The organism is Notoacmeibacter sp. MSK16QG-6 (genome assembly GCF_024158145.1).
Lineage (GTDB): Bacteria > Pseudomonadota > Alphaproteobacteria > Rhizobiales > Rhizobiaceae > Notoacmeibacter.
On record NZ_JAMYXM010000001.1, the window covers coordinates 181699 to 201200 of the forward strand.

Genomic DNA, 19502 nt, shown 5'->3' on the forward strand with positions numbered 1-19502 from the left:
GTTAGCGCAAACCGACCGAGAGAGTTCTTCGATGCAAGACATCAACCGTTCTAGGAGCCGGGTTCGCATGTTCCGTCACTTCTCTGTCTCGTCGGCATTCGCCACCCTACTGATCGCCTTTTCCGGCACTGTTTCCCATGCCGCCGATATGCTTGGCGTCTATGAAGAGAATCAGGACTGTGCCGAAGAGCGCGTTCTGAAGAAGGTTTCGAAGCAAATCGACTATCAGGGCCGCCATGTACCGGGCGTGCCGCAGGTCGACATTCTGGATTATTACGCCATTCACCAGAACGATTTCATTCCCGAAGCCCACAAGCGACCCATCGCACGGCGTTATTGTCAGGCAAGCGCAGCGCTTTCGAATGGGGAAACGCGGACCGTCTGGTATCTCATAGAGTATGAGCAGGGCTTTGCCGGCGTCGTCGGCGATAATGTCGAGGCGTGCATGCAGGGCTTCGACGAATGGAATGTTTATGACGAAGCCTGCCGTGTCGTCAGAAGCGGCGTCGGTCGGAACTAAGGGGTGCGTCTGAGCGCCAAATCGATTATCGCACTGCTCGTTCTTTGCGGATTGGCCGTCGCCGGGATCGTCCCATACGACGTGCTCGAAGACCAGCTGAACGCTGTTGTCGGAGAGAATTTCAGCAGGGCTGACGCCACGGTTTCCACGTCTTCCGAGGATGACGCCGCAGGCAATCTACGCTCGACGAAATCGTCCACGGACAATCTTCCGGTCTCGACGGGCGATTTCGATTTCTGGGTACTCGCTCTGTCGTGGTCGCCCAGCTACTGCGCATCGGAAGGCGAGAAAGCGAGCCGACGACAATGCGGGCGTGGCGGACCAAAAGGCTTCGTCGTTCACGGTCTCTGGCCGCAATACGAAGGCGGCAAATATCCAAGCAATTGCCAATCGTCCGAACCGGGACGCATCTCTCAACAGGTTTATGCCGGGATCAGCGATCTCATCCCGACTATCGGGCTGGCCGGTCATGAATGGCGAAAACACGGCACCTGCACCGAACTAAGCCCCACAGATTATTTTCGCGTCACCCGCGCCGCCTTTGAGAAAATCCGCATGCCGACGCGGCTCGGAGGCGGCGCCGTTTCGCCGGCCGAGGCCGAAGAGGCCTTTATCCGTCTGAACCGTGGACTGAATCGCAACGGCATAGCCGTTACATGCGACCGCCGTTACGTGCGCGATGTGCGCATCTGCATGGATAAATCCCTTAACTTCATCGCTTGCCCAGCCGTCGACCGCCGGGCCTGCAATATGAAACAAGCGCTCATGCCCAAGCGCGGCTGAGCGCCGCCGTTTTCGGAGAGGACAACGATGCCACGCCTGCTTTATTCCGACCCTTCGCCTTACAGCGCGAAAGCCCGCATGGGACTGACGCTGGCCAATATCGTCTTCGAAAGTGTGCCGACCGATACCAATGCGGAGCCGACGGAGTTGATGGAAGCCAACCCGCTTGGCAAAATTCCTGTCCTCATACTCGACGATAACCGGAAGATCTTCGATTCGGGCGCCATCCTTCGCTACGCGGACAGGATGAGCGGCAATGGCGTCTATCCGCTTCAGCCGGATGCCCGTCTCGATGCGGAAGTAATGGAGAGCCTCAGCACCGGCCTCTGCGACGCAATGGTGGCGATGATTTACGAACGCCGGTTCCGGCCGGAAGAGATGGTCTATCAGGGCTGGATCGACAAGCAACTCGGAAAGGCAAAGCGCGGTTTTGCCTTTTTCGAAGGCGACGTACCTTCACTGGATGACGGTTTGCATGGCGGCCATATCACGCTCCGCGCCGCTATCGGTTACGCCAAGCTTCGCATGCCCAATGTTCTGAACGATTATCCCGATCTTTGCGAGTGGGCGTCAAGGTTCGATCGAACACGGCCCGATCTGGCAACCCTGCTTCCCAAATAAGCTAAGCGACCTGACGAAGCTACGATGACCGCAAAGCATTAAAAAGCCCGGCACAATGGCCGGGCTTTTCGATTTTCAGAGTTACGCAGGCTGTATCAGAACTTGAAGCCGATACCCGCGCCGACGCGATGGTTGTCGATGCTGACATCCTGGTCGCCGGAGCCGGTATTGAACGTCTCGTCCATATAGTCGGTGTAGCGATATTCACCGCGAGCGAAGATCTGATTGGTGATCTTCACATCGGCGCCAGCGCCGACCGTGTAGCCGATGACGGCGTTGCTGTCGCTGCCGGCTGCATCGGAGACCTCCGCATCGGCGGCGGCCACACCACCCGTACCGTAGACGAGTACGCGGTCGTTAGGCGCATAACCGAGACGGGCGCGTAGCGAGCCATCGACACCGGTCTCGACGTCGGTTCCGTTCTCGTCGCCATTCATGGCGTTATAACCGACATCGGCTTCAGCACCGTAGACGATGTTGCCGTTCTGACGCTGATAACCGGCGAAAGCGGCGCCACCGAATGTATCGCTATCGACACCCGGCAGACCGTTGTCGCGGTCGGCATTGCTGTGATTGTAGTTGCCCATGGCACCTACATAACCGCCGTCCCAACCCATGACCGGTGTTTCTTCGACCATCACGGCAGGCGCTTCGGGGACCGCATCGATAGCGTCGGCAGCATGTGCAAGGCCGGCGACGGAGATGAGGCTAACGCCAGAAAGGGCGGCAAATACGATTTTCTTCATTTCACTGTACTCATTCTTGTTGTTTGCACCGTCGAATTTGGGGGAGCGAACGGTGCTCACGTTTCGAACGGTAGGTAACGGCCGCGCATCGGCTCGGTTCCATACGCATTCATGAAAGCTAATTTGCGCTTCGAATGCGGAAAAAGACGAGCGGCGCAGTGGAGATTTTCTGGCGGGAATAAGGCGTTGCCTCACGTTGCAGCTATGCAACAGAGAGATTAGAAAGCCGTCTTTCTCAAGGCTTGGCCGCGATTGTCCGGGATCACGGTGCGCAAGGGCTGGTGCTGGTTTCGCCCCAATCTATATGCGATGGACCGATCCACAGGACACATTCATGCTGAGTTACGTTTCGCTGCTTGCCGGCTTTGCCCTTCTCATCGTCGGAGGCGACCTGCTCGTCAAAGGCGCTGTGGGCCTGGCGGAACGTTTTGACGTGCCCCCGCTGATCATAGGCCTCACCATCGTCGCCTTCGGGACAAGCGCGCCGGAACTTTTCGTTTCGCTCGATGCCGTCCTATCCAATCAGCCGGGCCTGGCAGTCGGCAATGTGGTCGGCTCCAACATCGCCAATGTGCTGCTCGTGATCGGCGTTCCGGCAATGATTTCGCCGATGGCGCCAACCGAGCACGGCGTTCGACGCAATGTATTTGCCATGCTGGCCGCCACCGCGATTTTCATGGCGATGATGGGCTTTCAGGGGGAGCTGAGCCGCCTTTCAGGCGCTTTTCTTTTCGCTCTGCTGATCGCTTTTCTTGTCTGGCAGTTCATGAACGCCCGCAGCAATAAGCGTGCGCCGAGCTTCCTCGACGAGGATGAGGTCGATGCCGGTGGTCAAACCGGCACCGGAATCGGCCTTCGAATTGTGGCCGGTCTGGTCTTTCTGCCTCTCGGAGCTGAACTGACCGTCTCTGGCGCAAGCGCCATCGCCAGTTCGTTGGGCGTCCCGGAAACAGTGATCGGGCTTACCATTGTTGGGGTCGGCACATCGCTTCCAGAACTGGCGGCCAGCGTAGCAGCGGCATGGCGCAATCACGGAGCGGTGGCGTTCGGCAATGTGGTCGGATCAAACCTTTTCAACATTCTGTCGATCATGGGGCTTACGGCCATGGTCGTGCCTTTCGATGTCGATCGGCGCATTATCGATGTCGATATGTGGGTGATGGCTGCAGTGGCTGTTGTTCTGGCTGTTGTCGTGTTCTGTCGGATCAAGATGGGCAAAGCACTCGGCGCGTTGCTGACGGCTGCTTTTCTCGTCTATCTCTATGCGCTGTTCGCCTCACATTGACGCCGATCAGGCAATGGATGCTCCGCCATCGGCACGAATCACCTGACCATTTATGTATTGTGACGAATCCGACAGCAGGTAGCATGCGAGCGAAGCTATCTCATCGGGTCGGCCCATTCGCCCGGCGAGGCCGTTCTTCTCGCCGACATCGGCTTTCTCGCTTTCGCTAAGCCCCCAGCGCTCCGTCCAGCCCGTATCGATAGGCCCCGGCGCGATGGCGTTGCATCGGATCGATGGTGCGTAGCGGCGCGCCACTGAGCGCGTCAGCCCGATGACCGCCACCTGCGCCGGATTATAGGCAAATGCTTTCGGATCACCGCGCAATGAATCGCTGGAGGAGAAATTGACGATGGCCCCTCCCCCTTTTCTTTTCATCAGGTCGATCGATTCTCGAATTGTCAGAAACGATCCGACGAGATCGACGTCGAAAACGGCGCGCAAGTCTGCCGGCTTCAAATCTTTCGGATCGGCGTCCCACAAATCCTCCGACCAGAACGAAGCGTTGTTGACGAGATAGTCGAGCCCATCCTCGCCTCGGCCGATTTCGCCGAATAGCTCGCGCACAGCCTCTTCGTCGGTGAGGTCGAGCTGTCGCGCTTCGATTCGCACCTTGCCGGCAAACCTTTCTTGAAGTTCGCGCGCAGGCTCGTCGTCATTGTGGTAGGTCAGCCAGAGGTTACACCCCCTCTCCGCCATCTGTCGGGCGACCTCCCTGCCCACGCCGCTCGATGCGCCAGTCACCACGGCCATCCGACCCGCCATATCCCTGTTTTCCGTCATATCCTCTCCACATGGCCCTCAGATCGACTGTCCCGATGATAATCGACGATGAAAATCCGTCCGGGTCTCAACATCTCGCCCGGAAAGTTCCAAATATAGGGATATGAGCGAAACGCGAATCATCAAGGCAAGACGCAACCGTCAGCGCAAAGAGCCACTGGTGCCAGGCGAAGACCGGGATCTCGGTGCGCGGGTGCGCGAACTGATAGACGAGAACGATGATGCTCGCGAAACCGCCGGAAGCGAACAGTGGCAACCGGGCGATATCGTCACGGAAAGCCAGGCGACCGAGACCGACCGAGACGCCATAGAAGCACTATTGAAAGATATCGCCTGGGATAATCTGTCCGCGGCCGAGACTGCAGGCAAGACCGGCGCCGAAGCCATTGCGATCTACGTCAAGCAATTGCCGAACCGGCCCGGCGTCTATCGTATGCTGAACAAGGGCGGCGATGTTCTCTATGTCGGCAAGGCGCGCAGCCTGAAGAAGCGTGTTTCGAATTATGCGCAGGGCCGCGCCCACGCCGGACGTTTGACGCGCATGATCGCCGAAACCCATTCGATGGATTTCATCGTCACCCGCACCGAGACAGAAGCTCTGCTGCTCGAAGCGAATCTGATCAAACGCTTGCGGCCACGCTTTAACGTTTTGCTGCGAGACGACAAAAGCTTCCCCTATATCGTTCTGACCACCGATCACAGCGCGCCGGGCATCTTCAAGCATCGAGGCGCACGGTCCAAACACCGCGATTATTACGGCCCCTTCGCCTCTGCCGGCGCGGTGACGCGGACGGTCAACTCCTTGCAGAAGGCCTTTCTCATCCGATCATGCTCCGACAGCGTCTATGCCAGCCGGACGCGCCCCTGCCTACTTTATCAGATCAAGCGATGCGCCGGCCCTTGCACGGGCGAAGTCAGCGAAGACGACTATCGTAAACTTGTACGGGACGCCGGCGATTTCCTGTCCGGCCGCTCGAACGCCGTCACAAAGCGCATGGCCGATGAAATGAATGCTGCGGCAGAAAATCTAGATTTCGAGCGCGCCGCGTTATTCCGCGACCGTCTGTCCTCTCTCTCCCACGTGCAGAGCCATCAGGGCATCAACGTGCAAGGCGTGGAGGAGGCGGATATTTTCGCCATCCATCAGGAGGGCGGGCAGAACTGCATCGAGGTTTTCTTCTTCCGCACCGGTCAGAACTGGGGCAACCGCGCCTATTTCCCAAAAGCGGATTCAGCGCTCGAAGAAGGCGACGTGCTGGGCGCGTTCCTCTCGCAGTTCTACGACGACAAGCCCGTGCCGCGTCAGATTCTGCTTTCCCATTCCGTCGAGGATCAAAACCTGCTTGCCGAAGCCCTCTGCGTAAAAGCCAGCCGAAAGGTGACGATTGCGGTACCGGCGCGGGGGGAAAAGCGCGACCTGGTGGGTCGAGCGCTTCAAAACGCTCGAGAGGCGCTCGGAAGACGGCTCGCCGAGACCTCCGCACAGAGCAAATTGCTGGCCGGACTCGCCGCAACCTTCGGACTGGATGAGCCCCCGCGACGTATCGAGGTGTTCGATAACTCTCACATCATGGGCACAAATGCGGTGGGCGCAATGATCGTCGCCGGCCCGGACGGGTTCGCCAAGAACAGCTATCGCAAGTTCAATATCAAGAACCCGGACACAAATCCGGGCGACGATTTCGCCATGATGCGCGAGGTGATGCAGCGACGGTTCGCGCGTCTTTTGAAAGAGCAGGGGAAGCCGAGTGAAACCGCTGCCGGTGATTCACCGCAGAAGGACGAGGACAGTTTTCCGGACTGGCCCGATCTGCTCCTGATCGACGGCGGGCGTGGGCAGATCAGCTCCGTGATGGAAATCCTTCGTCAACTTGGCGTCGAAAAGGAGGTCGCCGTCATTGGCGTCGCCAAAGGGCAGGACCGTGACGCCGGTCGCGAGCGTTTCGTGATCGAAGGGCGTAGTGAATTTTCGCTGCCGCCGCGCGATCCGGTTCTCTATTTCATCCAGCGCTTGCGCGACGAAGCGCACCGCTTTGCCATCGGCAGTCATCGCGCCAAGCGGAAGGCCAATTTCACAAAAAATCCACTCGACGAAATCGGCGGGATTGGCCCGTCGCGCAAGCGCGCGCTTCTACAGCATTTCGGTACCGCCAAGGCAGTTTCACGAGCCGCCCTAAGGGATCTGATGGCCGTGGAAGGGATATCCGAATCCATTGCCAGGCAGATCTACGATCATTTCCATGAGGGCGGCGATGGCGGATGACGACAAGTTCATGCTCGATAGCGCTTGACCATGGCGGGTTGAGCCCGACTTGGCTAATAACGAAGCTGGTTCCGGACGACGGTGGGTAACATTCGCAACGCCTATAATATCCCCAACATGCTGACCTATGCCCGTATACTGGCGGTGCCGGCGGTCGCGATCTGCTTTTTCGTCGAGGGACGGCTACATTCGTCCGATACTGCGCGCTGGTGGGCGCTTGGCATCTTCGTCGCTGCCGCCGTTACCGACTTCTTCGATGGCTATCTGGCACGGCGGCTGGGTCAAAGTTCAAATATCGGCAAGATGCTGGACCCGATTGCCGACAAACTACTCGTTGCGACGGCTCTTCTGCTGCTCGCGGCCGATACCGACAAGACGATTCAGGGTTGGAGCCTCTGGGCCGCCATCATCATCTTGTGCCGCGAAATCCTGATCGCCGGGCTGCGTGAATATCTCGCCGGCTTGAAAGTCTCGGTGCCGGTGTCGCGATTGGCCAAATGGAAAACCACCGCGCAACTGGTCGCCATCGGGTTTCTTCTGGCCGGCCCGGCAGGCGACAAGATTTTTCCCTATACGACACAGACCGGTCTTATCCTGTTGTGGATCTCGGCGATCGTCACTCTCATCACCGGGTGGGACTATTTCCGCGCCGGGCTGAAACATGTCGTCGAAGAATAAAGAGGCCGCCATGGTAAAACTCGTCTATTTCGCGTGGGTGCGCGAACGGCTGAACAAAAGTTCCGAAGAAATCGAGTTGCCGGAAACGGTCGAGACAGTCGGCGATCTCCTCGACCATCTCGCCGAACGTGGCGACGCTTACGCAGACCTTATGAGCCATCGGAACACGATCCGTGTTGCCATCGATCAGGAACATGCCGATCGTAGCGAGCGGATCGGTAATGCATCGGAAATCGCACTTTTTCCACCGATGACGGGAGGCTGATATATGGCCGAGCCGCCGGTTATCGTTCGCATCCAAGCCGAGGATTTCAACGGAGAAGCCGAGATCGCCGCTCTGACGGATGGGCGGACCGATATCGGCGCCGTCGTGTCTTTTACCGGGCTTTGCCGGGCAGACGGCGATAGCCTGGCTGCGCTGGAGCTGGAACATTACCCAGGCATGGCGGAAGCCCAAATCCGCCGCATCGCTCAAGAAGCTTGCCGACGCTGGCCACTTTACGGAGTCCTGGCTATTCATCGCTTCGGCAAGATTGCACCCGGCGAACAGATCGTCCTCGTCGCGGCAACATCCGCGCACCGACAGGCGGCATTCGACGGCGCGAATTTCATGATGGACTTTCTGAAGACCGAAGCGCCCTTCTGGAAGAAAGAGCATTGGGTGGATGGATCGGCCGGCGAATGGGTTTCGGCCAAGGACGCCGACGATGAGGCGAAGAAGCGCTGGGCCGAACGATGAGCGATCCGGTCCGTCTCGACGAGAGTTGGAAAGCCGCCCTCGCCAGCGAGTTTGCCGATCCTTACATGGCGACGCTCAAATCGTTTCTGAAAAATGAATATGCCAATAGGCAGGTCGTCTTCCCAAAGGGGGTGGACTATTTTCGCGCGCTCGACCTGACACCGCTCGACGATGTGAAGATCGTCATCCTCGGACAGGATCCCTATCATGGCGACGGTCAGGCGCACGGGCTCTGCTTTTCCGTGAAACCGGACGTACGCATCCCTCCCTCGCTCGTCAATATCTACAAGGAACTGGAGAGCGATCTCGGTATCGCACCGGCCAGGCACGGTTTTCTGGAAAGCTGGGCCAGGCAGGGCGTGCTGCTATTGAACAGCGTGCTCACCGTGCGACGCGGTGAAGCGGCTTCGCATCGCGGACAGGGCTGGGAGCGCTTCACCGACGCTGTTATTCGTCGCGTTAACGACCTCGATCATCCGGTGGTCTTCATGCTGTGGGGATCATACGCTCAAAAAAAAGCGGCCTTCGTCGACACAGGCCGCCACCTCGTTCTGAAGGCCCCTCACCCGTCGCCACTCTCTGCCCATAACGGTTTTTTTGGCTGCCGCCACTTCTCCAAGGCAAACGCCTTTCTGGAAAAGGCCGGTCAGACGCCGGTCGACTGGCGCCTGCCGGAAACAGTAGCCTAAGCTGAATTTTAGGCCGGAGAATTTCGTCTCGCCATATCGCGATGATCTAGGCGCTGGCGGGCGTCGTCCCGGCACTCGTTGCCGGAATCCAGAGGGGCCGCTGTCGTCTGGAGACCGTGAACAAGTCACGGAATGACGACTGCAAGCTGCAACCTAGCCGATCATTTTCGTCGTGCCGTGAGCAACGGCTATGAAATGGCAGACCGCGCCCGCCACGACGAAGCTGTGCCAGACAACATTATGGAATTTCAGCGTTTCCCAGACGTGGAAAACGACGCCAACGGAATAGCATACGCCGCCGATGAAGATCATCGCCGTCACGAAGGTCGGCAGCACCAAAAGCATCTGACCGATCAGCACGACACCGCACCAGCTGAGCGCGAGGTAGAGCGCCGGATCCCAGCGGCGGTACTCGGCTGCGAAGATGAGCTTAGACGCCACGCCGGCCAGCGCCCCCGCCCAGACGACCGCCAGAATGACATAAGCCAGCGTGGTGTCCATCAGCACGACGAGTGGCGTGTAAGTTCCTGCGATCATGACGAAAATCGCGGCTTGATCGAACCGGCGAAGAAGCACCTTCGCGCTGTGCCAGGGCGTCAGATTGTAGGCAGCGGAGAAGGCGAACATGGCAAACAGGCCTGCGCCATAGATGGACAGGGCGAAAGTCATGCTGCCCGAAATGTCGCCGGCTGTCAGCGCGAGGAGGAGAGTCACGGCCACAGCGCTGGCGATCATTGCGAGCGTGTGGACCACACCATCCGCATAGAGCTCGGCAGCCGTGAAATTTGGAAACGGCATTAGCGCCTCCCTTCCCGAGTTGATCCTCCGGGTGGCGCGCCGCAGGCGATCCGCCCCGCTCCCAATAGGATGAGTATCCGTGACAACGTCATGACAACAGGTTAACGGCATTATGCCGGCTGTCGACAGAACTTTGACGCGAACGAAATAACGCAATACGTCGAGTCGCTTCGCGCCAGACTTCAATGTCGTGAATCAAAAAGGCCGACGCAAGACGCCGGCCTTTTATCGTATGTTACGCTGCGGATTCGATCAGCCGACAATGTCCTTCTCGGCGAACCAGAAAGCGATCTCTTCCTTGGCGGTCTCGGGCGCATCGGAACCATGGACGGAGTTTTCGCCGATCGACTGGGCGAAGGCCTTGCGGATCGTGCCCTCGTCGGCATCGGCCGGGTTGGTCGCGCCCATCACTTCGCGGTTTTTGGCAATGGCGTTCTCGCCTTCAAGCACCTGCACGATTGTCGGGCCGGACGCCATGAACTCCGTCAGTTCGCCGAAGAAGGGACGCTCCTTGTGCACAGCGTAAAAGGCTTCCGCCTCGCGCTGGCTCATATGGACGCGCTTGGACGCCACGACGCGCAGACCCGCATCCTCCAGCATTTTGGTGATGGCGCCGGTCAGATTGCGCTTGGTCGCATCCGGCTTGATCATGGAAAAGGTGCGTTCGATGGCCATGGTATTCCTCTGGTCATATTTTCGGGAAAGGATGTTCGGCGCGCTTCTAGCGGAAGCAACGTGTCTTTGAAAGGCCCAGCGCATAGCCCTTGCTTACCGGGCCGTCCCGCGCCACAAGGGCCGCGCTATGCTGACCATATCCGACCTTTCGCTCCGCATCGCCGGACGCCTGCTCCTCGATCATGCCGATCTTTCGCTGCCGACCGGCGCGAAAGCGGGTCTTGTCGGCCGCAACGGCGCAGGCAAAACCACCCTCTTCCGGGCAATCCGTGGCGAAATGCCGTCCGAGAGCGGACGCATCGATCTGCCGAAAGGCGCGCGGATTGGCGGCGTCAGCCAGGAGGTGCCGGGCACGGATGAAGCGTTGCTCGACATCGTTCTAAAAGCCGATACCGAAAGGGCCGCGCTGCTCACGGAATCGGAAACGGCGAGCGATCCGATGCGGATCGCCGAGATTCAGACCCGACTGGTCGATATCGACGCCCATTCGGCCGAAGCGCGAGCCGCCGCCATCCTCGCCGGTCTCGGCTTCAACGAAGAAGCGCAGCAGCGCCCGGCAAAGAGCTTTTCCGGGGGCTGGCGGATGCGCGTTGCGCTCGCCGCCGTTCTCTTCAGCCAGCCGGACCTTCTGCTGCTCGACGAGCCGACCAACTATCTCGATCTGGAAGGTACGCTCTGGCTGGAAAATTATCTGGCGCGCTATCCGCACACTGTCCTTCTTATCAGCCATGACCGCGATCTTCTGAATCGCGCCGTTTCCTCCATCGTCCATCTGGAAGGCAAGAAACTGACCTTCTGGCGCGGCGGCTATGATCAGTTTGCCCGCCAGCGCGCCGAAAAGGCCGAACTGGCCGCCAAGGCGGCCGAAAAGCAGGACGCCCGCAAAAAGGAATTGCAGGCATTCGTCGACCGCTTCCGCGCGAAAGCCTCCAAGGCTCGACAGGCGCAAAGCCGGCTCAAGATGCTGGAAAAGATGGATGCCATCGACATCCCGGTCGACGAGCATGTCGCGCCGTTTCGTTTCGCCGAACCGGACAAGACAGTGGCATCGCCCGCCATTCGTCTTGAAGAGGTCGCTGTCGGCTACGAGCCGGGCAAGCCAATCCTCAAAGGGCTGAACCTGCGCATCGACGCCGATGACCGGATCGCGCTGCTCGGCGCGAACGGCAACGGCAAATCCACCTTCGCCAAGCTGCTCGCTGACCGGCTAAGTTTCGAGGACGGGCGCATGGTGGTCGCGCCGAAGCTCAAGGTCGCCATGTTCGCGCAGCATCAAATGGACGATCTGCATCCGAACGAAAGCGCCATCGAGCATGTCCGCGCGCTGATGCCGCAGGCCCCGGAAGCCAAGGTCCGCGCGCGAGTGGCGCAGATGGGCCTGCCGACCGAGAAGATGACGACCGCCGCGAAAGACCTTTCAGGCGGCGAGAAGGCGCGACTTCTTATGGGGCTCGCCACTTTCGAGGGGCCGAACCTCCTGATCCTCGACGAGCCGACCAACCATCTGGACATCGACAGCCGCCGTGCGCTGACCGACGCGCTCAACGCCTTTTCCGGCGCCGTCATTCTCATCAGCCACGACCGCAGCTTGGTAGAAAGTACCGCCGACAGGCTCTGGCTCGTTCATGGCGGCACGGTCGCGCCCTATGAGGGCGATATGGAGGATTACAAATCGCTGATCCTGTCGCTGAACCGGACGAGCAAGGGCGACAAGTCGAAGCCCAACCAGTCGAAAGCCGAGATCCGTCGCGAAGCCGCAAAGAAGCGTGAGGAACTCAAGGCGCTGGCCAAAAAGATCAAGGAATTCGAATCCTTGATGGGAAAAGCTCAGAAGCGGATTCAGGCGATTGAAGCGGAACTTGCGGATGGCGACATCTATGAAAACGATCCCGCACGCGCGACGAAACTCGCCAAGGAGCGCAGCGACGCCAGCGTGACACTCGCCGAAACGGAGATGGCGTGGCTCGAGGCGAGCGAGACGTATGAGAGTGCAACAAGCTGAAAGACTCGGTCAGCTATTCGAAATTTCCGGTAACCCATTGTCCAACGATTGTATTGTCTCTACATTGTAGCAACAACGCAATTTGGTGAACTTGCTTTGACCGACGCCAAGACCGAAAATTTCGCTGCAAGGATCGCCGCCGACGATCTCTCGATTATCAAGCGCGCAGCGCGGATCAGCGGTCGCAGCGTCTCGTCTTTTGTCGTGTCCGCGGCCAAGCGGCAAGCCGAAGAGACCTTGCGTGAGCAGATTCTCATCGAAGTGGAAGGCTCTATCTTCGATGCGCTTGACGAACGGCTATCGCAGCCCGGCTCGCATAATCCCGAACTGGCAAAGCTATTGGGCGAAAAGGCACCTTGGAATGAAGCGACAGGATGAGGCTTCGCCCGCCGGCGCCCTTTGATGCCAGCCACGATGTCGCGCATTTCTTTTCGGGGGAAGAACCTCTCGATCATTGGCTCAAAGAGCGGGCGCTGGGAAACCAACGTGACCGGTTTACCAGGACATTTGTCGTTGCGGACCAATCCAAACGGGTCGTCGGCTATTATTCGCTAAGCGCCGGCGTGATCTTGCGAAAGGAGCTGCCTCGGCGTTTGGCCATCCATGGATCGCCGACCACAATTCCTGTGGCCCTTCTTGCACGGCTCGCGGTGGATCTGTCCATGCAAGGCAAAGGCCTCGGGCGAGCGCTTTTGGCTGATGCGATCCGAAAAATTCTTCTGGCCGCTGAGAATGTGGCCTTTCGAGCCATCATGGTCGATGCCCTTAACGATCAGGCACGATCATTCTATCTCCGTCTCGGTTTCGTCGAGACCCGTTTCGATCCCCTAAAACTGGTCCTGCCCCTGCAGGACGCCATTCAATCGCTAAATGAGAAGCCATGAAAACCAAACCCCTCGGCCGTACCGGCATCACCGTCTCGCACTTCTGTCTCGGCACCATGACATGGGGCAGCCAGAACTCCGAAGCCGAAGCCCACGGCCAGATGGACCGTGCGGCGGAGCGCGGCGTTAATTTCTTCGACACGGCCGAGATGTATCCGACCACGCCGCGATCCGCAGAAACACTCGGCAAAACCGAAGAGCTGATCGGCACCTGGTGGGCAAAGAGCGGCAAGCGCGACCAGATCGTGCTCGCCTCCAAAATCCTTGGAGAAGGCACTTCCATGGCGCGCAACGGCGCGCCCATCTCCGGCAAGACCATGCGTGAGGCGCTGGACGCTTCGCTGAAGCGACTCCAGACCGAATATGTCGACCTCTACCAACTGCACTGGCCCAATCGCGGCTCCTACCATTTCCGCAAGCACTGGACCTATGAGCCGTCCGACCAGAAGACCCAGCGCGAACTCGACCATTTCGTCGAGGTGCTTTCAACGGCGGACGAATTGATCCGAGAGGGCAAGATACGCGCGCTGGGCGTCTCGAACGACACGGCCTGGGGAATCATGCGCATGGTGCGGCTGGCCGAAGAGCGAGGCTTGCCGCGCATCGCCTCCGTGCAGAATGAATACAACCTGCTGAACCGACTGTTCGATACCGATCTGTCGGAAGTCGCCCACCATGAGGATGTCGGACTGCTCGCCTATTCGCCACTCGCCGCCGGTCTTCTTACTGGAAAATACGATGGCGGCGCGGTGCCGGAGGGATCGCGCTGGGCTATCAATGGCGGTCTCGGCGGCCGCGAAGCGCCGCAAGGCATGAAGATGGCCGAAGCCTATAACTTGCTTGCCCGCCGCCACGGGCTCGATCCAGCCCAGATGGCGCTGGCCTTCGCCGCCAGCCGCCCCTTCATGACCAGCGTGATCATCGGCGCGACCTCCCTCGAACAGCTCGACAACGCGCTGGATGCTGCCGATCTGACGCTGTCGGACGAAGTAATGGAAGAGATCAACACCATCCGCAGATCCAATAATGGCCTGCCAATCTGACGATGGGGGCACCGTCGCCGATCATCGAGGATGTCCTCGCGCCGGGTCTCGCACTCGTCTTTTGCGGCACCGCGCTTGGGCGCATCTCGGCGGAGCGGCGGGCCTATTACGCCAATCCCGGCAATTATTTCTGGCGAACGCTTCACGATGTGGGGCTTACGCCTGAGCGGATCGAGCCGGCCAATTATGCCAATGTCCTGCGGTACGGGATCGGCCTTACCGACCTTTGCAAAACGCATTTCGGACAGGACGCGGAATTGCCTGCCTCGGGGTTCGACACGGCAGGACTTGCTGCGAAGATCGATCTGTTTCAGCCGGCCCATCTCGCTTTTACCAGCAAGACAGCGGCGTCGATCTTTCTCGATCGACCGACGGGACAATTCCAATGTGGACCGCTTGGCAAATCGATCGGCAAAACAGAGATCTGGGCGCTCCCTTCACCCTCCGGTCAGGCCCGGCGATATTGGGATACCGCACCTTGGCAGGCGCTGGCGGATGCCGTTAGCTCGGCTCATGCAGAGGGTTCGGCTTCCTCGGCGTAGTTGATCGGCATGGCAGAAGCCTTACGCCATCTTCCTCCATCCGCCGCCCTCGCCCTGCTGCCAATAGGTAACATCGTGCCCTTCGGCTTTCAGGCTCTTCCACGCGGCGCGAGCATCGGCGAGTTGCGCTTCGTCATGGCCGTCGAACATCAGCACAACGCGCTTATATGCCTCGATCCCATCACCCGGCATCGCGCCGCCACCGAGAAAACGCACCTGCGCGCCGTTGGCGTTGCCGCCTCCCACCGTCAGAAGGATTGGCTGATCGGCTGGCTCCATGTTTTTCGCCACGTCGACGCCGTGCGCGAGAAACGAGCCGTCCTGAAACGTCCACAAATGCGTATCGAGCGCGTCGCGCAGGCGCTCGTCCGGCACCTCGACCGCCGCACGCCAGCCGCGTGCGAGACTTTTTTCGAGCAATGTCGGCAAAGCGGCATGCAGCGTCGAGTCGGTCAGGTGATAGAACCAGATTTCCGCCATGCGCCTGTCAGGCTTCGCCGTCCTCGTAGTTGTCGCGGACCAGCCGATCGAGCAGCCGAACTCCGAAGCCGGATGCCCAGCCGCTCGAAATTTCGTTTTTCGGCGAGCCCATCGCCGTGCCTGCGACGTCCAGATGAGCCCATGGCGTCTCGCCGACGAAACGCTTCAGAAACTGTGCGGCGGTAATGGAGCCGGCCGGGCGGCCTCCCGTGTTTTTCATATCGGCATTCTTGCTGTCGATCAGCTTGTCGTACGCGTCGCCCAACGGCAGTCGCCAGACTTTCTCGTTGGTTTTTTCGCCCGCCGCCATGAGATGGCCGGCCAGATCGTCGTCATTTGAAAAGAGGCCGGCATACTCATTACCAAGCGCGATGATAACCGCGCCGGTAAGCGTCGCCAGATCGATCATGAATTTTGGATCGAAACGGTCGCGGACGTAATGGAGCGCATCTCCCAAAACGAGGCGACCTTCCGCATCGGTATTGATGACTTCGATGGTCTGGCCGCTCATTGAGGTGACGATGTCGCCCGGTCGCTGGGCCTTACCGTCAGGCATATTCTCGACCAATCCAATCACGCCGACGACATTGGCTTTGGCCTTTCGGGCGGAAAGCGCGTGCATCAGGCCATAGACAGCCGCCGCGCCACCCATATCGCCCTTCATATCCTCCATGCCGCCGGCCGGCTTGATAGAGATGCCACCCGTATCGAAAACGACTCCCTTGCCGATAAAGGCGACAGGCTTTTCGCCTTCCGCACCGCCGTTCCAGCGCATGACGACGAGTCGTGGCGGACGCTCCGAGCCTTGCGAAACGCCGAGAAGCGCGCCCATGCCAAGCTCTTCCATTTCCTTCCAGCCAAGAATTTCGACCTCGACGCCCTTTTCGCTTAGCTTCTCAGCCTTGTCGGCGAATTCGACTGGCCCGAGCACATTGGCCGGCAGATCGACAACCTCTCGGGCGGCCAGAACACCTTCTGCGACGCCCATGTGACTCTTCCAGGACGCAGTGGCCGCGTCAGGATCGTCGCACTGGATCGTCAGCTTGACCGCGCCTTCGTCGTTGTCCTCGTCATCCGACTTCTTTTTGGTCTTGTACGTGTCGAAACTGTAGGACCGCATGAAAAAGCCCATCGCAAAGCGGACGACCTCGTCTGTCGAACACGGTCCGTCCGGCGCATCCAGCACCGCCGTCGCCGACTGTCCGGCGCGGAGCGCCGCATAGGCTGCGCCGCCAATACGTATAAAATCATGTTCCTGCCGCTTGTCGGCCGGGCCGACACCGATTGCGACGATCCTGGAGTAATTGGTTCCACCCGGCACCAAAATGTCGAGCTTGCCGGCAAGCTTGCCTTTGAATTTCATCTCCGCCGCCGCGCGGTCCAAAGCACTGTCAGGATCGCCTTCCTTCGCGCGTTCGGAGAAGACACCACCCTCGCCGGCCAGCAGAATCACGCACCCTTCTGTCGGTGTAGAAAACGGCGCGAAACGAATTTCTGGACGAAGCGACATGATGAACTGAACCTTTCTGATCGGCATTCTAGCAAGCCGTCCGATCATCTGGTCAGAAGAGCTGCTTATGCAAGGGCAGGCCGATTGTTTTGCCTTTGACGAAAGGCATATATCTGCTGCTCATGCCGGGTGACGATCCGTGCCGATGCCATTCTTCCGGCGTTAACCAAGCTTCTTGTCGCCTCATTTGCCATTTGCGTTCAAATTAGCGAAAAGCCGACCTGTTTCCGGTCCTGATCCTGGGCACTCATGAATATCCTCAACCGTTACATCGCCGTGCGAATCGCCAAGACGGTGCTGATCACACTGGCGCTGAGCCTGGGCGTGGTCTGGATGACGGAAGCCATTGGTCGCCTGGAACTTGTGACCGACAATGGCAGCGGTCTGGTTTTCGTGAAGGTCGCTTCGCTTCTGCTGCCGGGCATCGTGCCCGATACGCTGCCATTCGCGCTTGCTATTGCTGTCGCGCTGACCTTGCACGGCATGAATCGTGACAGCGAACTGGCGGTCATCGCCAATTCAGGCGGCGGCCGGCGTCAGCTATTGCGACCGGTTTTTATCGTTGCGCTGATCTGCGCGGCGGCGGCGGCCTATATTCAGAACGTCGTGTCGCCAGCAAGCTGGCGGGAGGTGCGTACGCTGATCGCCGAATCGAGCGCAGAGCTCATTCTCTTCGCGCTGCAGGAAAACAGCAGTCGCACCCTGCCCGGTGGCATTACCATTCAGATCGGCGCGCGGGACACCGAAGGCCAACTCACGTCCATTCTTATCGCCGACAAGCGCAACCCCAATGATCCAACTGTCATCTATGCCGACAAGGCGGTTGTCGACAAACAGCGGGCCGAGCCGATTCTGTCGCTGCGCGACGGTCAGATCCATCGCGGCAAGGGCCAGGACGTGTCGATCATCAATTTCGACCGCTACGGTATCAGCCTTTACGATTTTACCGGGACCGATTCCAAAGGGGTCTCTTTCGGCAACAAGGAGGCGCCGTTTTCGATTCTGGCGGGGCTGGAACCGGTTCAGCCGCCCTATCGCGACACGCCGGATTCCTATCGCAAGGAGATGCATGTCCGCCTGACATCTTGGATCTATTGCTTCACATTCGCGGCATTGACCCTCGCCGCCCTCGGTCAACCACGGACGAACCGAAGTCAGGGCATGGGTATCGTGCCGCCGCTGCTGGTTGCACTCGTCATACGCTGGCTCGGCTTCACCGTCGAAGACGCGGCGGCCGGAGCGCCCGAACTCATTCCCTTCATCTATCTCATTCCGATCGCCAGCATGCTTGTCTTTCTGTGGATATTCATGTCCGGACGAGCGCTGTTCGGCGGGCTATCGATGTCGAGGCTCACCTTCAGACGTAAAGCGCTGGCGGCATGAAGATACTCCTCCTCCAGCGTTACATGTTCTGGCATTTCCTGAAGAGCGTTGCCGTTCTGGCAGTGATCGCACTCGCTCTCGCCTTCATCGTCGATTTTGTCGAAGTCGCCGATCGCTATGCCGACCGGGAAAGTGTGACCACCGCCATTCTGGTCGGGATTACAGGGAACCGAATCTTGCAACTCGTTTCCGATATCATCCCCTTCGTCATTCTGCTGGCGGCTGTCATGCATTTCTCCTCGCTCAACAGGAGGCTGGAACTTGTAGTGGCCCGAGCTGGCGGGATGAGCGTGTGGCAATTCGTTGCGCCTGCGATAGCCGGTGCCTTTCTTGTCGGTGTGGTCACTATTTTGTTGATCGGTCCGCTCACGACCTATTCGACCGAATGGATCGCGCTTGCGACCGGCCAGAAAAGTACGACGCTCGGCGAGCGACGCTCTCTCTGGCTGCGCGAGCGGACCGATGCCGGGACCCGTGTGATCGGCGGCACCGTAGAAGGATCGGCGCCTGACGCCATCTACGAGGTCACGGTTTTGGATATCGGCAAGGACGGAGCGGTCAAAAGGCGGATCGATGCGGACCGCGCCGTCATCGCCGATAACAAGATGGTTCTCGATGGTGTGGTCGAGCGACCGATCGGCGGTCGCATGGTCGTGCGCGAAACGATCGATTTTCCGACCGATGTGACACCGGCGCGTCTCAAGCCGCGAGAGATCGATCCAAGACGGCTTGCCTTGACCGACATTCCCGCCGCCGAAAGCGATGCCGAAGCAAGAGGCGCCAGCGTGGCTCCGTTACGCACACGTATGCATCAGTTGCTCGCAAAACCCATCACTTTGATTGTGATGGTTATCTTTGCTGCAACAGTCGCCGTAAAATTCGAACGCACCGGACCCGTTTTGCGGCTCATAGCCGGTGGCGTCGCCGCAGGCTTTCTGCTTTATGTCGTCTCGGTGCTGTCGGAAGGGTTCGGCAGCGCGGGGCTGATTGCGCCTGCCATTGCGGTGTGGGTACCGATTCTCGTGGCGGGTTTGATGGGGACTGCTTTCCTTATCCAGAGGGAGGACGGCTAAGTGCGGGT

At 59.2% G+C, this 19502-nt stretch carries 22 protein-coding genes and 1 pseudogene; 17 read left to right on the top strand and 6 right to left on the bottom strand.

Translation table 11 applies throughout. The features are described 5' to 3' along the window. Positions 1 to 31: 31 nt before the first annotated feature. The 3 genes from NIM86_RS00855 to NIM86_RS00865 are packed head-to-tail and all read left to right on the top strand — an operon-like array spanning position 32 to position 1924. Positions 32 to 520, top strand: coding sequence for a hypothetical protein (locus NIM86_RS00855; RefSeq protein ID WP_253378375.1), 489 nt, complete (start codon positions 32 to 34; stop codon positions 518 to 520). Between the two features lie 3 nt (positions 521 to 523). Then, positions 524 to 1303 carry a ribonuclease T2 gene (locus NIM86_RS00860; protein ID WP_253378376.1) on the top strand — a complete coding sequence of 260 codons (780 nt, stop codon included), beginning with the start codon at positions 524 to 526 and terminating at the stop codon, positions 1301 to 1303. A 27-nt stretch (positions 1304 to 1330) separates the two neighbouring features. Next, positions 1331 to 1924, top strand: a complete 594-nt coding sequence (locus NIM86_RS00865; protein WP_253378377.1) for a glutathione S-transferase family protein — start codon at positions 1331 to 1333, stop codon at positions 1922 to 1924. Positions 1925 to 2019: 95 nt separating this feature from the next. Here the strand turns inward: NIM86_RS00865 and NIM86_RS00870 are convergent, their stop codons facing one another. Continuing rightward, positions 2020 to 2670: an outer membrane protein gene (locus tag NIM86_RS00870; RefSeq protein ID WP_253378378.1), complete on the bottom strand. Its 651-nt coding sequence runs from the start codon at positions 2668 to 2670 to the stop codon at positions 2020 to 2022. Between the two features lie 334 nt (positions 2671 to 3004). Between NIM86_RS00870 and NIM86_RS00875 the strand changes: the two genes are divergently transcribed. After that, positions 3005 to 3955 (top strand): calcium/sodium antiporter, encoded by a 951-nt coding sequence (locus tag NIM86_RS00875; RefSeq protein WP_253378379.1) that lies wholly within the window; start codon positions 3005 to 3007, stop codon positions 3953 to 3955. Positions 3956 to 3961: 6 nt separating this feature from the next. Here NIM86_RS00875 and NIM86_RS00880 read toward each other — a convergent pair whose 3' ends face one another. Next, a complete protein-coding gene (locus tag NIM86_RS00880) occupies positions 3962 to 4735 on the bottom strand; it encodes an SDR family NAD(P)-dependent oxidoreductase (RefSeq protein ID WP_253378380.1) in 774 nt (257 codons plus the stop codon). A gap of 103 nt (positions 4736 to 4838) precedes the next feature. Here NIM86_RS00880 and uvrC point away from each other — a divergent pair, with 103 nt between their 5' ends. The 5 genes from uvrC (at position 4839) to ung (ending at position 9104) form a co-directional block, all read left to right on the top strand. Next, on the top strand, positions 4839 to 6998 hold the full coding sequence (gene uvrC, locus NIM86_RS00885) for an excinuclease ABC subunit UvrC (protein ID WP_253378381.1): 2160 nt from the start codon (positions 4839 to 4841) through the stop codon (positions 6996 to 6998). A gap of 117 nt (positions 6999 to 7115) precedes the next feature. Further along, positions 7116 to 7676 (top strand): CDP-diacylglycerol--glycerol-3-phosphate 3-phosphatidyltransferase, encoded by a 561-nt coding sequence (pgsA, locus tag NIM86_RS00890; RefSeq protein WP_253380627.1) that lies wholly within the window; start codon positions 7116 to 7118, stop codon positions 7674 to 7676. Positions 7677 to 7686: 10 nt separating this feature from the next. Then, complete coding sequence (moaD, locus tag NIM86_RS00895) at positions 7687 to 7941, top strand: molybdopterin converting factor subunit 1 (RefSeq protein WP_253378382.1); 255 nt, start codon at positions 7687 to 7689, stop codon at positions 7939 to 7941. Positions 7942 to 7944: 3 nt separating this feature from the next. Next, positions 7945 to 8415: a molybdenum cofactor biosynthesis protein MoaE gene (locus NIM86_RS00900; RefSeq protein ID WP_253378383.1), complete on the top strand. Its 471-nt coding sequence runs from the start codon at positions 7945 to 7947 to the stop codon at positions 8413 to 8415. Beyond that, positions 8412 to 9104 carry a uracil-DNA glycosylase gene (gene ung / locus NIM86_RS00905; RefSeq protein WP_253378384.1) on the top strand — a complete coding sequence of 231 codons (693 nt, stop codon included), beginning with the start codon at positions 8412 to 8414 and terminating at the stop codon, positions 9102 to 9104. The genes NIM86_RS00900 and ung overlap by 4 nt, the downstream gene beginning before the upstream one ends. Positions 9105 to 9257: 153 nt before the next feature. Here ung and NIM86_RS00910 read toward each other — a convergent pair whose 3' ends face one another. Then, complete coding sequence (locus tag NIM86_RS00910; protein WP_253378385.1) at positions 9258 to 9902, bottom strand: hemolysin III family protein; 645 nt, start codon at positions 9900 to 9902, stop codon at positions 9258 to 9260. A gap of 252 nt (positions 9903 to 10154) precedes the next feature. Next, complete coding sequence (gene ndk, locus NIM86_RS00915; RefSeq protein WP_253378386.1) at positions 10155 to 10577, bottom strand: nucleoside-diphosphate kinase; 423 nt, start codon at positions 10575 to 10577, stop codon at positions 10155 to 10157. A 127-nt stretch (positions 10578 to 10704) separates the two neighbouring features. Here ndk and NIM86_RS17225 point away from each other — a divergent pair. The 6 genes and pseudogenes from NIM86_RS17225 to NIM86_RS00940 all read left to right on the top strand — a co-directional run. Further along, positions 10705 to 11217: pseudogene (locus tag NIM86_RS17225) on the top strand (ATP-binding cassette domain-containing protein); the annotation flags it as partial. 132 nt (positions 11218 to 11349) lie between these two features. After that, entirely contained in the window at positions 11350 to 12579 is a 1230-nt protein-coding gene (locus tag NIM86_RS00920; protein ID WP_371872840.1) for an ABC-F family ATP-binding cassette domain-containing protein, read from the top strand. A 96-nt stretch (positions 12580 to 12675) separates the two neighbouring features. After that, a complete protein-coding gene (locus tag NIM86_RS00925; protein ID WP_253378388.1) occupies positions 12676 to 12957 on the top strand; it encodes a DUF1778 domain-containing protein in 282 nt (93 codons plus the stop codon). Further along, complete coding sequence (locus NIM86_RS00930) at positions 12954 to 13463, top strand: GNAT family N-acetyltransferase (protein ID WP_253378389.1); 510 nt, start codon at positions 12954 to 12956, stop codon at positions 13461 to 13463. The genes NIM86_RS00925 and NIM86_RS00930 overlap by 4 nt, the downstream gene beginning before the upstream one ends. Then, positions 13460 to 14506 carry an aldo/keto reductase gene (locus NIM86_RS00935; protein ID WP_253378390.1) on the top strand — a complete coding sequence of 349 codons (1047 nt, stop codon included), beginning with the start codon at positions 13460 to 13462 and terminating at the stop codon, positions 14504 to 14506. The genes NIM86_RS00930 and NIM86_RS00935 overlap by 4 nt, the downstream gene beginning before the upstream one ends. A gap of 2 nt (positions 14507 to 14508) precedes the next feature. Further along, on the top strand, positions 14509 to 15048 hold the full coding sequence (locus NIM86_RS00940; protein WP_253378391.1) for a mismatch-specific DNA-glycosylase: 540 nt from the start codon (positions 14509 to 14511) through the stop codon (positions 15046 to 15048). Positions 15049 to 15069: 21 nt separating this feature from the next. Here NIM86_RS00940 and NIM86_RS00945 read toward each other — a convergent pair whose 3' ends face one another. After that, positions 15070 to 15528 (bottom strand): DNA polymerase III subunit chi, encoded by a 459-nt coding sequence (locus tag NIM86_RS00945; RefSeq protein ID WP_253378392.1) that lies wholly within the window; start codon positions 15526 to 15528, stop codon positions 15070 to 15072. Between the two features lie 7 nt (positions 15529 to 15535). Further along, complete coding sequence (locus NIM86_RS00950; protein WP_253380629.1) at positions 15536 to 17038, bottom strand: leucyl aminopeptidase; 1503 nt, start codon at positions 17036 to 17038, stop codon at positions 15536 to 15538. Between the two features lie 249 nt (positions 17039 to 17287). Here NIM86_RS00950 and NIM86_RS00955 point away from each other — a divergent pair, with 249 nt between their 5' ends. After that, positions 17288 to 18421: an LptF/LptG family permease gene (locus NIM86_RS00955; RefSeq protein ID WP_253378393.1), complete on the top strand. Its 1134-nt coding sequence runs from the start codon at positions 17288 to 17290 to the stop codon at positions 18419 to 18421. After that, positions 18418 to 19494, top strand: a complete 1077-nt coding sequence (locus NIM86_RS00960) for an LptF/LptG family permease (protein ID WP_253378394.1) — start codon at positions 18418 to 18420, stop codon at positions 19492 to 19494. The genes NIM86_RS00955 and NIM86_RS00960 overlap by 4 nt, the downstream gene beginning before the upstream one ends. Positions 19495 to 19502: the final 8 nt, after the last annotated feature.